The 15,040-nt window shown below is 42.9% G+C and carries 12 protein-coding genes and 1 pseudogene; 4 read left to right on the forward strand and 9 right to left on the reverse strand.

What is annotated here, in order from left to right; all coding sequences use genetic code 11:
* Position 1 precedes the first annotated feature (1 nt).
* The 4 genes from cyoB to ppsA all read right to left on the reverse strand — a co-directional run bounded on the left by cyoB (position 2) and on the right by ppsA (position 6,980).
* Complete coding sequence (cyoB, locus tag NI470_RS02135; RefSeq protein ID WP_005252153.1) at positions 2–1,990, reverse strand: cytochrome o ubiquinol oxidase subunit I; 1,989 nt, start codon at positions 1,988–1,990, stop codon at positions 2–4.
* Positions 1,991–1,993: 3 nt separating this feature from the next.
* Positions 1,994–3,088: a ubiquinol oxidase subunit II gene (gene cyoA / locus NI470_RS02140; RefSeq protein ID WP_044108868.1), complete on the reverse strand. Its 1,095-nt coding sequence runs from the start codon at positions 3,086–3,088 to the stop codon at positions 1,994–1,996.
* A gap of 296 nt (positions 3,089–3,384) precedes the next feature.
* Positions 3,385–4,182 carry an RDD family protein gene (locus NI470_RS02145; protein ID WP_253147525.1) on the reverse strand — a complete coding sequence of 266 codons (798 nt, stop codon included), beginning with the start codon at positions 4,180–4,182 and terminating at the stop codon, positions 3,385–3,387.
* Between the two features lie 419 nt (positions 4,183–4,601).
* Positions 4,602–6,980 carry a phosphoenolpyruvate synthase gene (gene ppsA, locus NI470_RS02150; protein ID WP_004278782.1) on the reverse strand — a complete coding sequence of 793 codons (2,379 nt, stop codon included), beginning with the start codon at positions 6,978–6,980 and terminating at the stop codon, positions 4,602–4,604.
* 154 nt (positions 6,981–7,134) lie between these two features.
* Between ppsA and ppsR the strand changes: the two genes are divergently transcribed.
* Both ppsR and NI470_RS02160 read left to right on the forward strand, forming a co-directional pair.
* Entirely contained in the window at positions 7,135–7,971 is an 837-nt protein-coding gene (gene ppsR / locus NI470_RS02155) for a posphoenolpyruvate synthetase regulatory kinase/phosphorylase PpsR (RefSeq protein ID WP_004278781.1), read from the forward strand.
* A 165-nt stretch (positions 7,972–8,136) separates the two neighbouring features.
* Positions 8,137–8,884, forward strand: a pseudogene (locus NI470_RS02160) (IS5 family transposase).
* Positions 8,885–9,030: 146 nt separating this feature from the next.
* Here the strand turns inward: NI470_RS02160 and NI470_RS02165 are convergent.
* The 4 genes from NI470_RS02165 to NI470_RS02180 all read right to left on the reverse strand — a co-directional run bounded on the left by NI470_RS02165 (position 9,031) and on the right by NI470_RS02180 (position 12,229).
* Positions 9,031–9,594, reverse strand: a complete 564-nt coding sequence (locus NI470_RS02165; protein WP_253147524.1) for an NAD(P)/FAD-dependent oxidoreductase — start codon at positions 9,592–9,594, stop codon at positions 9,031–9,033.
* 343 nt (positions 9,595–9,937) lie between these two features.
* On the reverse strand, positions 9,938–10,942 hold the full coding sequence (locus NI470_RS02170; protein WP_253147523.1) for an LLM class flavin-dependent oxidoreductase: 1,005 nt from the start codon (positions 10,940–10,942) through the stop codon (positions 9,938–9,940).
* A gap of 169 nt (positions 10,943–11,111) precedes the next feature.
* Positions 11,112–11,567, reverse strand: a complete 456-nt coding sequence (locus tag NI470_RS02175; protein WP_004278778.1) for a hypothetical protein — start codon at positions 11,565–11,567, stop codon at positions 11,112–11,114.
* Positions 11,568–11,812: 245 nt separating this feature from the next.
* Complete coding sequence (locus NI470_RS02180) at positions 11,813–12,229, reverse strand: glycine zipper domain-containing protein (protein ID WP_004645401.1); 417 nt, start codon at positions 12,227–12,229, stop codon at positions 11,813–11,815.
* Between the two features lie 345 nt (positions 12,230–12,574).
* Between NI470_RS02180 and prfA the strand changes: the two genes are divergently transcribed.
* Both prfA and prmC read left to right on the forward strand, forming a co-directional pair.
* Entirely contained in the window at positions 12,575–13,663 is a 1,089-nt protein-coding gene (prfA, locus tag NI470_RS02185; protein WP_253147522.1) for a peptide chain release factor 1, read from the forward strand.
* The gene (gene prmC / locus NI470_RS02190) at positions 13,663–14,481 is read left to right on the forward strand and encodes a peptide chain release factor N(5)-glutamine methyltransferase (RefSeq protein WP_253147521.1); all 819 of its coding nucleotides are present in this window, start codon (positions 13,663–13,665) and stop codon (positions 14,479–14,481) included. Before prfA ends, prmC begins: the two co-directional genes overlap by 1 nt.
* Before the next feature lie 175 nt (positions 14,482–14,656).
* Here prmC and NI470_RS02195 read toward each other — a convergent pair whose 3' ends face one another.
* Entirely contained in the window at positions 14,657–15,010 is a 354-nt protein-coding gene (locus NI470_RS02195; RefSeq protein ID WP_004278774.1) for a hypothetical protein, read from the reverse strand.
* Positions 15,011–15,040: the final 30 nt, after the last annotated feature.

Genomic DNA, 15,040 nt, shown 5'->3' on the forward strand with positions numbered 1-15,040 from the left:
CTTAGTCCTTCTTCAAGTGTTTTTCAAGAATCGCATAGCGTTCGTTTTCAATACGCTCAACTTCAGCAGCTGGAACATAGTAATCCACTTTCTTGGTGAAAGAAGACACGATGAAGCTAATGATAGAAGCAAGGAACGTAACAACTACTAACCACCAGATGTGCCAGATTAAACCGAAGCCCATAACAGTGATGAACATCGCGATAACGAAACCGGCAGCACGGTTAGTTGGCATATGAACATCTTCGTACTTCGTTGGTTTTGCATACGCAACACCATTTTCTTTCTCGATCCAGAAAGTATCAATACCATTGATCTTTGGAAGATGAGCAAAGTTATAGAACGGAGCAGGAGAAGATGTCGCCCATTCAAGGGTACGACCATCCCATGGATCGCCAGTCAAATCCAGACGTTGGTCACGTTGTAAGAAACCAACCACGATTTGCAGAATGAAACATACGATACCAAGCGCAATCAGAACTGCACCGAACATCGCGATATTTACATACGGGTCCCATTCTGGGTTGTCAAATGTATTCAAACGACGTGTCATACCCATGAAACCAAGGATATAAAGTGGCATGAACGCAAAGTAGAAACCGAAGAACCAGAACCAGAACGCTGCTTTACCCCAAGTCTCATTCAGTCTCCAACCGAACATTTTCGGCCAGTAGAAGATGATACCTGCGAACATCGCAAATACTACACCACCAATAATTACGTTATGGAAGTGAGCAATCAGGAATAAAGAGTTATGTACCAGGAAGTCCGCTGGTGGAACCGCCATCAATACACCTGTTAAACCACCGATACCGAAAGTTACCAGGAAGCCTAGTGTCCATAGCATTGGAGTAGTGTAAACAATACGACCCTTGTACATGGTGAATAACCAAGAGAAGATTTTCACACCTGTAGGAATCGCAATAATCATGGTCATGATACCGAAGAACGCGTTAACGTTGGCACCTGCACCCATAGTAAAGAAGTGGTGAACCCATACAACGAATGACAATACTGTGATTGCTACTGTTGCATACACCATTGATTTGTAACCGAACAATGCTTTGCGCGAGAAAGTCGCAACAACTTCAGAGTAAATACCAAATGCTGGTAATACCAAGATATATACTTCCGGGTGACCCCAAGTCCAAATCAAGTTCACGTACAACATCGGGCTACCACCCAAGTCGTTAGTAAAGAAGTGGAAACCGAAGTAACGGTCAAGCGTTAACATTGCAATTGTTGCAGTCAACACTGGGAAAGCCGCAATAATCAATACTGCTGTACATAAAGATGTCCAGGTAAAGATTGGCATTTCCATAAGTTTCATGCCAGGCGCACGCATTTTGATGATGGTAACGAAGAAGTTAACACCCGTTAATAGCGTACCCAGACCTGAAATTTGCAGTGCCCAGATATAGTAGTCCATACCTACGCCTGGAGAGTATTCAATGCCAGACAGTGGAGGGTATGCCATCCAGCCTGTTGCAGCGAACTCACCTAACGCGAGTGACACCATCATTAGACCCGCAGCACCGGCGAATAACCAGAAGCTGAGTGAGTTTAATAATGGAAATGCAACGTCACGTGCACCGATTTGAAGCGGTACAGAGATGTTCATCAAACCAACAACAAGACCCATTGCCACGAAGAAGATCATGATCACGCCATGCGCGGTAAAGATCTGATCGTAATGCTCAGGGTGTAAATAACCTTCGCCGCCACCTTTTGCAAGGAACTGCTGAAGACGCATCATGATCGCATCGGCGAAACCACGCACCAGCATGATGATCGATACGAACAGGTACATGATACCAATTTTTTTATGGTCTACAGATGTGAACCATTCGTTCCACAGGTAGCCCCATTTTTTGAAGTAGGTAATACCGGCAACAACTGCGATACCACCCAAGATCATCATTGCAACAGTTGCCAATACGATTGGATCGTAAGGAATTGCATCCGGACCTAACTTACCTAAGAAGCTCATGTCTTATTCTCCTTGAGAAGCAGTCGCATGTTCACCAGCTACATGAGCTTCAGAAGCAGACGCTTCATGAGCAACAGCATCAGTCGCTGCAGCTTCTACAGGAGCTGAATGGTCAGCACCGTGGTAGTTACTCATATACTTGTGAATCACAGATTCAAACAAACCTTGCTCTACAGAAGAGTAGTAAGTCACAGGATGTGGCTTAGTAGGGTAAGGCTTCATTGCTTCAGCAGCAGCCTTCTCTTCAGGAGTCTTAGCTCTTGCAATAATCGCTTCGATCTGGTGAACACCGCGGTTACCGTCACGTAAGCTTGCAAATTCAGCTTGGTCTAGAACAGTTTTTTGTACTGCATTAGGGTTAACTGAAGTACCGTTTCCTGCCTGAATAGCAGAAACCCATTCGGCAAACTGGGCATCAGTCACAGAATGTGCACGGAAGCGCATTTGTGAGAAGCCGTAACCTGAATAGTTTGAAGAGAAACCACGGTAGCCTTCAGCTGGGCTAGTTTCATCAGCTAATAGGTTGAGGTGAGTTTGCATACCTGCCATTGCATAAATCTGACCACTTAACGCCGGGATGAAGAACGAGTTCATCGTGAAGTTAGAGGTTAAACGAAGGCTTACCGGAGTTTTCTCTGGGAAACGCAATTCGTTAACAGTTGCAATGCCTTGCTCAGGATAGATGAAGATCCATTTAAATTGCTCAGCAATAACTTGAACAGTTAATGGCGCTTTATCTGCTTCAATTGGACGGTATGGGTCATACTTGTGGGAGCCCCACCAAGTTAACCAAGCTAAAATACCAATAATAATGACAGGGATACCCCATACTACAATTTCAATCGCAGTAGAGTGTGTCCATGTAGGTTTATAGTCTGCGTCTTTATTCGATGCACGATATTTCCAACCGAACCATAATGCCATGATGATTGATGGAATAACCACCAATAGCATTAAGTAAATCGCAGTCATCATCAGGTTACTTTGACCTGCTGCAACTGGACCTTTAGAGTTCAGAAGTACCATATCACCACCACACCCGGTCAAGAGTGCAGTCATCGCAGATAAAGACAATACAGCTAAAATCGTTTGTCTCATTTTACAACCTCGGTGAAGAGTCCCATTCCCTAATTTAATATGGGATAGCGATTAAAGTGCACATGACAAAAAAGGCTGAATTTTACAAAACATCCTGTTAATCACAATACACCGCTACGTTGTAGGGCATTATGCCTGAGATTCACGAACTAAGCTATATCTAGGGCGCTTTAAATGCCTGTAATAAAAACCGATTTTGCTGGTCTGGATTGGGGGGGTTATGGGAATTTTATTTCAATTTCAAAGTTCTGTAATCAAAATGGGATGATATTCATCCCATTTTGTGTATTCCTGCACTATTGTTTCACAACTTGCGTTTTTGCGAGTTTATCGTGCAAGGTTTGACGTTTTTTGCCCAACCCGAAGGCCCAGTCAATAATTAAACTCAGTGGCATAAATACAATATTTAAAAATATGAAAAATACGCTACGAATAGTGAAGGCGCGTAACAGGCTGGTCTTTTCACCTGATTCGGCATCTACAATTTTGATTTTTGTCAGCTTTTTACCAATACTTTGGCCTGATTTGGCAATCAGAAAGGCTTGAATGGCCAGCATGATAATCAAATAGACCGCTGTGGCAAGCCACGCCTGCTGAGAAAACATCTCAAACATTTGAGTCTGTAATTGTTGGGCCAGTGCAGGATCTGCATCGCTACTCAGCACGACATTCATGAACTCTTCATTCAGTTGTGCAAACCGCGTTTCCTGTTCAGGGGTAAAAAATGCAGTCAAAATGAAGGTTGCTGGTAACCACAGTAACACATCTACAATTTTGGCCAGGATACGGCTTGGAATACTGGCGAGTTCATTTTTTTGAGTCGCTGTTTGAGTATGAGGCTGTGAGTAGGCCGAAGTCGTTGGCTGGCTGTTCTGGAATACCGGTGTTTCAGGTGTGACTGCCGGAGCGACATAACCTTCAGGTTGATATACCGATTTTCCTTGGGTAAGTTCACCTAAGGCTTTCCACTCTGTCATGCCTTGATGCCATGCCAGGTCAGTCAGCATGACTTGTTGATTCGCCAGCATCTGATTCAATTGCTCGAGCGTATATGGACCAGCTTGTTGATTGTTTCGTGCCAAGTAAATCTGCATATAGACTGAATCTCAATATATAAATGTGAACTGATAATAGCTTTGATCAAGATTGTATTGAATTCTGTTTTGAAAACAAACATCCTCTTATCGTAAGATATAGATTAATTGAGGATTTTCAATCATATTTCTCATTAAAAATGCGCCCATACAAAATTGCAAGGATCACCACTCTTAAAAATATCTTCCCGAACACTCAATGGTTATTCATTATTATTGCCATTTTGATATGACTTTACTGTTGGTATTTGTTTGTCATTACAGTCTTTATGTGTTGATAAGCTTTGATTTAATTATATTTATAAATTCAATCGTTTATCTTGCGATTGGGCCTTTAATTATTAATTTTCAAACAGTAAATCATAATATCTGTCTAATAAAAAAGACCCTATCAAAGGGTCTTTTTTATTCACAATTGCTTATGCTTTTTGTACTTTTTCTTCAGCCAGGAAGAACCAAGTTTCAAGTACCGAGTCTGGGTTTAAAGACACAGAGTCGATACCTTGTTCCATTAACCATTGTGCAAGATCTGGGTGATCAGAAGGACCTTGACCACAAATACCGACATATTTGCCAGCTTTACGGCATGCTTGAATTGCAAGAGAAAGCAACGCTTTAACCGCAGGGTCGCGCTCATCAAATAGGTGAGAGACAATACCAGAGTCACGGTCAAGACCAAGCGTTAATTGTGTCAAGTCGTTTGAACCAATAGAGAAACCATCGAAATGTTCAAGGAACTGATCTGCCAATAAAGCATTGGTAGGAAGTTCGCACATCATGATCACTTTAAGGCCGTTTTCACCGCGCTTAAGACCATTTAATGCAAGAAGTTCAATCACACGTTTCGCTTCAGCAACAGTACGAACAAATGGAATCATGATCTGGATATTGGTTAAACCCATTTCATCACGTGCCTTTTTCAATGCACGGCATTCGAGTTCGAAGCAATCACGGAAGTTATCAGAAACGTAGCGACTTGCACCACGGAAACCTAGCATCGGGTTTTCTTCTTCTGGCTCGTATAACTTACCGCCGATCAAGTTTGCATATTCGTTAGACTTAAAGTCTGACATGCGAACAATGACTGGCTTGTCTGCAAATGCAGCAGCAAGTGTCGAGATACCTTCAACCAGTTTCTCTACATAAAATTCGATTGGAGATGCATAACCTGCAGTACGCGCCATGACTGCTGCACGTGTTTCACGTGGGAGGCTGTCAATATTGATCAATGCTTTAGGGTGAACACCAATCATACGGTTAATAATGAATTCAAGACGTGCCAGACCAATACCTGCGTTTGGAATTTGAGCAAAGTCAAATGCACGGTCCGGGTTACCCACGTTCATCATTACTTTAAATGGAAGAGCAGGCATAGACTCAATTGAATTCTTTTGAATTTCAAAATCTAGTGCGCCTTCATAGATAAAGCCAGTATCACCTTCGGCACAAGACACAGTCACTTCCTGACCGTCTACAAGAACTTCAGTTGCATTACCACAACCAACGATTGCAGGAACACCAAGCTCACGTGCAATGATTGCAGCGTGACAAGTACGACCACCACGGTTTGTTACAATCGCAGCTGCACGTTTCATGACTGGTTCCCAATCCGGGTCAGTCATGTCAGATACAAGAACATCACCGTCTTGTACTTTGTCCATTTCTTTAATTGACGTTACGATGCGGACTTTACCAGAACCAATGCGTTGACCAATTGAACGGCCTTCACAGATCACAGTACCGCGTTGTTTCAACAGGTAGCGTTCCATGGTGCCGACATTTTCACGGCTTTTTACAGTTTCAGGACGCGCCTGAACGATGTAAATCTTGCCATCATCGCCATCTTTTGCCCACTCGATGTCCATTGGTGCACCGTAGTGGTTTTCAATGATCAGCGCTTGTTTAGCAAGTTCTTGTAATTCCTGGTCGTTTAAAGCGAACTGTTGGCGTTCAGCTTTTTCCACATCCACGACAACGACAGATTTACCTGCAGATGCTTCTTCACCATAAATCATTTTCTGGTGCTTAGAACCCAGGTTGCGACGAAGGATCGCGTGTCGGCCTGCATTTAAAAGCGGTTTAGAAATATAGAATTCGTCCGGGTTAACTGCACCTTGAACGACCATTTCACCCAAACCATAAGATGCGGTAATGAATACTGCATCACGGAAGCCTGATTCAGTATCTAGCGTAAACATTACACCTGCAGCGCCAGTTTCTGAACGAACCATGCGTTGTACACCAGCAGACAGGGCAACTACATCATGGGCAAAGTTTTGGTGTACACGGTAAGAGATTGCGCGGTCGTTGTACAAAGATGCAAATACTTCTTTGATTGCGATCAGTACGTTATCAATACCACGAATGTTCAGGAAAGTTTCTTGCTGGCCAGCAAAAGAAGCATCCGGCAAATCTTCTGCAGTTGCAGAAGAACGAACGGCAACCGCGATGTCAGGGTTGCCGTTAGAAAGTTCTGCAAATGCTGTACGAACTTCTTGTTCTAATGCAGGCGTAAGTGGAGTATCCACAATCCATTGACGAATTTTTGCGCCAGTTTCAGCGAGTGCATTTACATCATCAACATTGAGTGCAGCAAGCTCTGCATTGATTTTAGCGTTTAGGCCACTTTGCTCGAGAAATTCACGGTAGGCATCGGCAGTCGTTGCGAAACCACCTGGCACAGATACACCAGCATTTGATAAGTGGCTGATCATTTCGCCTAGTGATGAGTTTTTCCCACCGACCAGCTCAACGTCGTGCTTCCCTAATTTTTCCAGACCAATTACGCGCGCTTCCAAAGTTGTTACTCCACTTTTGCAGTATTAATCACTATCTCGGCATGAGAGTATAGCAAATCATCTAGGTTTTTGATTTTACTAAGCGACAGTCATGTAAGATCGGTTTACTATAAAGATTATATAGCACTAAGACAAATGTTGGAGGAGAATTTTAATGTCGGAAGGTAAACAAATTCAGCGTAGTGTTTTCTTTATTTCAGATGGTACCGCCATCACCGCTGAAACCCTTGGACACTCGCTGTTAGCGCAGTTTCCGCATGTGAAATTTGACATTCATATTATCCCTTACATTAGTTCCGAAGAAGCGGCCACAAACGTGGTTGCAGAGATCAATGCAAGAGCTCAAATCGACGGTGAAAAACCGCTGGTATTTGATACCCTGGTTGATCCCTATGTGCGCGACATTATTAATACCGCAAATGCAGTAAATCTTGATGTATTTGAAGGACTTATTAGTAAGTTGGCTGATGAATTAGGCACGATTCCTACAACTTTAGTCGGGCAGACCCACGCGGTGACCGACTCTGAGTCCTACAAAGCTCGTATTGATGCTGTTCATTTTGCTTTAGACAATGACGACGGCGCACGTACCCGTCATTATGATAAAGCTGACCTGATCCTGATTGGTGTATCGCGTTCAGGTAAAACTCCGACCTCTATTTATCTGTCTTTGCAGTTCGGTATTCGCGTAGCAAACTATCCGCTAACTGAAGAAGATTTGGACGATAACCGCCTGCCAGCCGTGCTGCGACCGCATAAAAACAAGCTGTTTGGCTTGATGATTGATGCGGAACGCCTTGTGGCCATTCGTTCTGAGCGTAAGGCCAATAGCCGTTATGCCAGCTTTAGTCAGTGTCAGATGGAGTTGCGTGCGATTGAAGGGATTTATATTTCGGAAGGCATCAAGTACCTGAATGTGTCTGAAATGTCGATTGAAGAAATCTCAACACGTGTGTTGCAAATGACCGGTTTAAAACGTCGAATCGGTTAAGAAACCAGCCAGAGCCAAATTGCGGTTTGGCTCTGATTTATAGCTAAAAATTACAAGTAAGCATTGATTAATCGAAATAATGTATGATTTTTATAATTCTAAAAAAATACTAGGGCCTGTCATCAATTAGCTTGAGAAAATCTAATCTGTCCTCATTATTTTTTCATGACTAAACGCTATGCATTAAGAGATGATCAGTGGGAACGGATCAAGGATCTGTTGCCTGGACGGCCGGGTACTGTTGGAGTAACCGCCAAAGACAACCGATTATTTGTTGAGGCAATACTCTATCGTTATCGTTCAGGTATTCCGTGGCGAGACTTACCCGAACGGTTCGGTGATTTTAGAGTCGTACATACCCGTTTTAGCCGTTGGGCTAAAACAGGCGTGTGGCAGAGAGTTTTTGAAGTGCTATCACATGACAGTGATAATGAATATGCCATGCTGGACTCAACCATTGTGCGCGCTCATCAACACAGTGCCGGAAAAAAAAGAACAGGCGATCGGACGCAGTAAAGGTGGCTTAAGTACCAAAATTCATGCCCGTACTGATGCTTTAGGCAACCCAACAGGATTTTATCTCACTGCCGGGCAGGCCCATGACTTGAACGGTGCCGATGTGTTACTGGACTTATCGTTAAGCCAAACATGGCTTATGGATAAAGCCTACAATTCCAGGGATCGAGTGATTGATCCGATTCATAAGATCAATGGTCAAGTCGTGATGCCATCCAAAAGTAACGCGATTGATCAGCGTGATTATGACCAACATCTTTATAAGGCAAGACATCTGATCGAGAATTTCTTCGCCAAGCTCAAGCAGTATCGAGGTATTGCTACGCGCTATGATAAATTGGCTCAAAACTTCCTGTCAGCGATCTACCTTGCCTCAATCATGATATGGCTTAATTGATGACACGCCCTAAATATCATGTTTAAAAATACCTTAGAGTATTCTTTGAACATTTTGTTGAATAAATCATCATGTTGGTTCTCGGAACTTAAATCAGACTCTCATTATCAGCTCATTAATTTCTTATCTTTACTTGTCAGTATAAGTTATTTTTCTGCTAAATAAGTATGAATAATGATATCGACCGGATGCTGTTCACCATTGATGCAATGAATCGTATTTTCCGAAATTTTTAAAATTGGCCAAGTAATCAGCTGGCAATTTTCACGCTGTAGGGCAGCATAATAATGATCTGATTTCAGATAAATTTTACGGGAAGATGCAAGATTTGGCATTAACTGGCGTCTTAGCCACAAATTCTGCACCTGATTTTCTAAAAACCGCAGAGAAAGCAAGCTTTTAATCCGGTTATTAAATAAGCGACGATTTTTACCAATCAGTGGATGATTAATAATCCGTTGCAGAATTCGATCGGAACCGGGCAGTACAAAAGCAGGATTAATCTGGAAAACTTTTACCGAACGGGCATGTTGACTGATTTTATCCAGCTGGCTCACGGTAAACTGATCCGTGCCAATAATCGCAATATCTTTATTTGCATAATCCAATTCTAACAGTTCGGAAGAGGGCACTTTAATTCCATTAAACTGCTGAAAATGTTCGGGGCGATTTTCAAAAATACCAGCGTGTGGATCCTGCTTGGTAGACATTAGAATTCCTTGAATTTATTTAATAATTAATTTTCTTTGTATGAGATATAAACAAAAACTCAAGCTAGGGTAAAGTGAAAAATTTAACTTAGACAGTCATCTATTTGACCAAAATATAAAATCTGATTTTGTTGAGGCTGAATGGGTTTACAGGCGATCCAAAAAGAATGAATTTTAACTTGCTGAGATGGATGAAGGAAATGAAGTGTTCGTTCAAAGAAGAGGCTGTTTAATGGAGGAGGTCGATAGAAATGATTTTACTGGGATGTTTCTTTTAGTCATTTATCTTTAAAGGTGAAAAAACATCTACCCATTGCTGAGAATAGGTAGATGCAGCTTTCATTTACAGACCGTTTTTAATTTGCATCAACAGCTCAAAGTTGTGCAGACGTTTGTCAGTGTCATAGATGTCACAAGTAAAGATAAACTCATCCACATCATATTTTGCTAAAAGCGATTCTAGCCCAGCTTTAACGGTTTCTTTGGAACCGACCTGAGCCATGGCAAAGAAATTATCGACTGACATTTTTTCCGGCGGCGACCACAGACCTTCCATGGAGTCAATTGGTGCTTTAAGTTTCAGGCTTTGCCCACGAATCAGTGATAAAACCCGCTGATAGGCACTAGTCGCTAGATATTCTGCTTCTTCATTGGTATCTGCGACACAGGTTGGTACGCCCATCGACACATAAGGACGATCGAGATATTCAGACGGTTCGAAATTGTCACGATATAATTGAATGGCCTGACCCAGCATACGCGGGGCAAAATGTGAAGCAAATGAATAAGGTAGACCAAGTTTTGCTGCCAGTTGTGCGCTAAACAGACTGGACCCTAATAACCATACAGGTACATGCGTGCTTTGGCCTGGAGTTGCCACAATGCGTTGACCTGGAATCGGGTCTTTAAAGTATTGCAGAATTTCTAAAACATCCTGTGGGAACTGATCTTCAGTTTCCTGACGGCCACGACGCAAAGCACGCATGGTCATTTGATCGGTACCCGGAGCACGACCCAATCCCAGTTCAATACGATCTGGATATAAAGTCGCTAATGTACCGAATTGCTCTGCTACTACCAGTGGAGCGTGGTTTGGCAACATAATGCCACCAGAGCCAAGTTTGATGCTATTGGTATTTGCCAGTAAATAGCCTAAGAGCACGGCGGTCGCTGAGCTGGCAATACCATCCATATTATGATGCTCGGCCAGCCACATCCGGCTATAACCTAGACGTTCTGCGGTCTGAGCTAATTCCAGCGCATGTTGCAGGGAGAATTGAATGGTCTTATCGTCACGAACTGGAACCAGTTCGAGAATAGAGAACTGGGTATCGGTAAGCGTACGCATAATATTACTCTTGAATAAACATGGCTAAGAGCATACGACTTTGCATTGTATTTGTATATCGAAAAAAATCGATATAAGTGTAAACCAAAAGATAAAGATAAAAAATAAAGGCAAAAAAATAAGCATCCGAAGATGCTTATAAAGGAGGAAAGAATAAGGGGAGAGAATCTTAACGACGACGGTTGTTATAGCGATAATCGTTATAACGGTAGTTACGAGAAGAGTTATAGCGACGTTCGCTGCGGTCATCATAACGACGGTCTTCGCTGACTTTCTTACCTAAAGCTGAACCACCTGCTGAACCCAGTGCCGCACCGATATAACCACCGTTGGTGCCTGCCATGTTTCGGCCAACTGCATAACCTGCACCGCCACCTAAAGCACCACCGATAATCGCACCATTACGGTCACGTTTATTTGCTGCTACTGCGGCACCCGCACCACCACCAATCGCTGAACCGATTGTTGCACCAGTAGTACCGCCCATTTTATTGCCTACTGCGGCACCAACGACACCACCCAAAGCAGAAGCTAAAGCTGTATTGGTTGTATTGCCTGCATTGGCAGCTGTCATACCCATGGCTGAGGTTGCTACGACAGCGATCATTAGAGATTTATAGTTCATGAGGACACCTTTTATATATCTAGCTATATTTTGTTGATGAGATAAATTTAATCTAGCAAGCGCAAAACAGCATGAAGGCAGTGTTGGCGAATTGTGATTTTTATCTCCTTAATTTATTCATGATGTGGACAGGATAATTCCATGTATTAATTGAAAATTCACGTATTAAAGCCACAATAAAAAAAGCACCAAAAGGTGCTTTTCATGTTAAATGTAGCGTCTGGTCTAAACTGCCTGAGCGCAAATTAACGGTAACGTTTTTTCCAGTGTTTAGAGCGTTTTTCAGCTGCTTTATCTTTTGCAATCTTGTTACCTAGTGCAGCACCACCGGCAGCACCCAAAGCTGAACCGATATAACCGCCGTTAGTACCGCCCATATTTTTACCTACGGTATAACCTGCACCGCCGCCTAGAGCGCCACCAATGGCAGATTCAGTCCGGTTTTTTTTGCTGCTTGCAACCGCTGCACCGCCAGCACCACCTAAAGCAGCACCAATGGTTGCGCCGGTATTACCGCCCATGTTTTTACCTAATGCTGTACCTGCAACACTACCTAAAGCACTTGCTGCTGCAACACGCGCTGTACTGTCGGCATGTGCGTTTACGGTCATCATTGAACCAGCAGCTAAAACTGTACTCATTAAAAGTGCGTTGAGTTTCATGTCATCACTCCGTGTCCATCTACAGGACTGTAGTTATTTCGATGCGGAAAATGTAACAAATCATGCCCAAAACAATATGAAGATGTTTCTTCATAATTCCCTGCTTTATTTGGCGAATTGTAAAATCGGCAAGAAATAAGAATAAGATCGACTATAAAAAAAGCAATTCCACTGTTTTTAATCATATTTGTTAACAAATGCTGTAGAGCACGAATGATAGCAACGCGGACTTACTCAATAATGATGTTCATTAGAAGCCAGAGTCGTTAAACTAGGCGCAATTTTTTGATTTCGCTGTGCTAAATCGGTTTTTAGTCGCAGCCTATGTTTGAGATTTTTTAGAAAATGAAAGAATCGTTACGTTTACGATTAGACCAACTCTCTGACCGCCATGAAGAATTGACCGCATTACTGGCTGATGTAGAAGTCATTTCTGATAATAAGCGCTTCCGTCAATTGTCACGTGAGCATAATGACTTAACAGAAATCACCAATGTTTGGACCAAGTACAGACAGGCTGAAGAAGACATTGAAACAGCTCAGGCCATGCTGTCAGATCCAGATTTTAAGGAAATGGCACAGGAAGAAATTAAAGAGAATAAAGCTTTAATTGAATCGCTTGAAGCAGACCTGAACATCCTGATGATTCCGAAAGATCCGAATGATGCCAACTCGGCTTATCTTGAGATTCGTGCCGGAACAGGTGGCGATGAAGCTGCGATTTTCTCGGGCGATTTATTCCGTATGTATAGTAAATATGCGGAAAACCAAGGCTGGCGTATTGAAATCCTCTCTGAAAATGAAGGCGAACATGGCGGCTATAAAGAAGTCATCTGCCTGATTAATGGTGAAGGTGTCTATGGTCGCCTGAAATTTGAAAGTGGTGCGCATCGTGTACAGCGTGTACCGGCGACCGAATCACAAGGCCGAGTGCATACATCAGCATGTACCGTTGCGATTCTTCCTGAAATTGATGTCGATACCTCGGTTGAAATCAACTCATCTGATTTGCGGATTGATACGTATCGTGCTTCAGGTGCAGGTGGTCAGCACGTTAACAAAACCGATTCTGCAGTACGTATTACTCACATTCCAACCGGCACCGTAGTGGAATGTCAGGAAGAACGTTCACAGCATAAGAACAAGGCCAAAGCGATGGCACTGCTGGTATCACGTTTAGAAAATGCCAAACGTGCAGCAGCAGATGCAGCAACATCAGAAATGCGTCGTGATCTGGTGGGTTCGGGTGATCGTTCAGAACGTATCCGTACCTATAACTACCCGCAAGGTCGTATGACCGATCACCGCATTAACCTGACTTTATACAAGCTGGATGCCGTGATGGAAGGTGATTTGACCGAATTGCTGGACAGCCTGCACCGCGAATATCAGGCGGATCAGTTGGCCATGCTTGCACAGCAGAATGGTGGATAATGAATATTTTACAAGCCCTGGCTTTACGCGGTGAAGCTGAAAGTTATGAGCGTCAGGAAAATGCCTGGTTACTGGAACACATCACCAAGATTGATTCATTTGATCTACTAATGAAAAAGGATCAGGAGTTAACGCCTGAACAGGAACAAGCGTATAAAGACGGGTTGGCGCGTATTGCTGCTGGCGAGCCTTTGGCTTATGTCACTGGTTCACAGCCATTCTGGACTTTGGACCTCAAAGTGACCAAAGATACCTTGGTGCCACGTCCGGATACTGAAGTACTGGTTGAGACTGTGTTGAAATTGGATCTGCCTGATGATGCCCGTGTGGTGGATTTGGGTACAGGTACTGGTGCGATTGCTTTATCGCTGGCATCTGAGCGTTCCAACTGGACAGTAACGGCTTCCGATATCTACGAGCCTACGCTGGAAGTAGCGAAATATAATGCGGAACAACATGATATTGAGAATGTAGAATTTGTTCTGGGTTCATGGTTGAAGCCATTTGGCCGTGAATTCTTTGACGCGATTGTATCGAATCCACCTTATATCGACGCTGATGATGTGCATATGCAGAATCTGGCGACTGAACCGGAACGTGCGCTGGTGGCAGATAAAAAGGGGCTGGCCGATATTGAAATGATTATTCTGCAAGCCAAGAAGCATTTGACTGTGAATGGTTGGGTGGTGCTTGAACATGGTTATGATCAGGCAGACGCCGTACAACATCTATTTAAACAGGCGGGTTATAAGCAAGTCCGCACGGTTAAAGATTATAGCGGGAATGATCGCGTGACTTTGGGTCAATGGCCGCATTAATCTGTAATTCTTTTCTATAAAAAAGCGACTACATTAGTCGCTTTTTTATTGGATTTTTTCTTTATAAATTCCTGACTGCATTTGAAACCTTAAGTATTTTTAATAACATCACGCCATAACTAAAAACAAAAAAAGCGATGCCAGAGCACCGCTTTCGAGGAATTTTTAAAAAGAATTACATCGGATAATCCTGTAGACAGTCATAGACTTCTACCTGATCTAGGCTACCTGTTTCCATTGCCAGACAAAGTGCCACAACTTTCAAAGTGTCTGCCAGAGATTTTTCATCTTTCAAGGCAATACCTTGTTGTAATTCATTGATACGTTCTGCCGGAATTTCAAGGGCCTGAGCCGCTTCCACAGCATCTACCTGATTAAAGAAGTGCAGAATTGCATCTTTCAGTTCTGCATCCGATGCATTTAAAATCCCTTGATTCAACTGTTCTGTGATCAGATCAGTCGAAGAAAATAAAGCTTTAGAGAAGTTTTGGACAAGATTTTGCCCAAGCACATCAGTCATCTTTAACATGGAGATACCTTCAACACGAAAGGAAAATGG

The sequence above is a fragment of the Acinetobacter lwoffii genome, assembly GCF_024129115.1.
Classification (GTDB): Bacteria; Pseudomonadota; Gammaproteobacteria; order Pseudomonadales; family Moraxellaceae; genus Acinetobacter; species Acinetobacter lwoffii_T.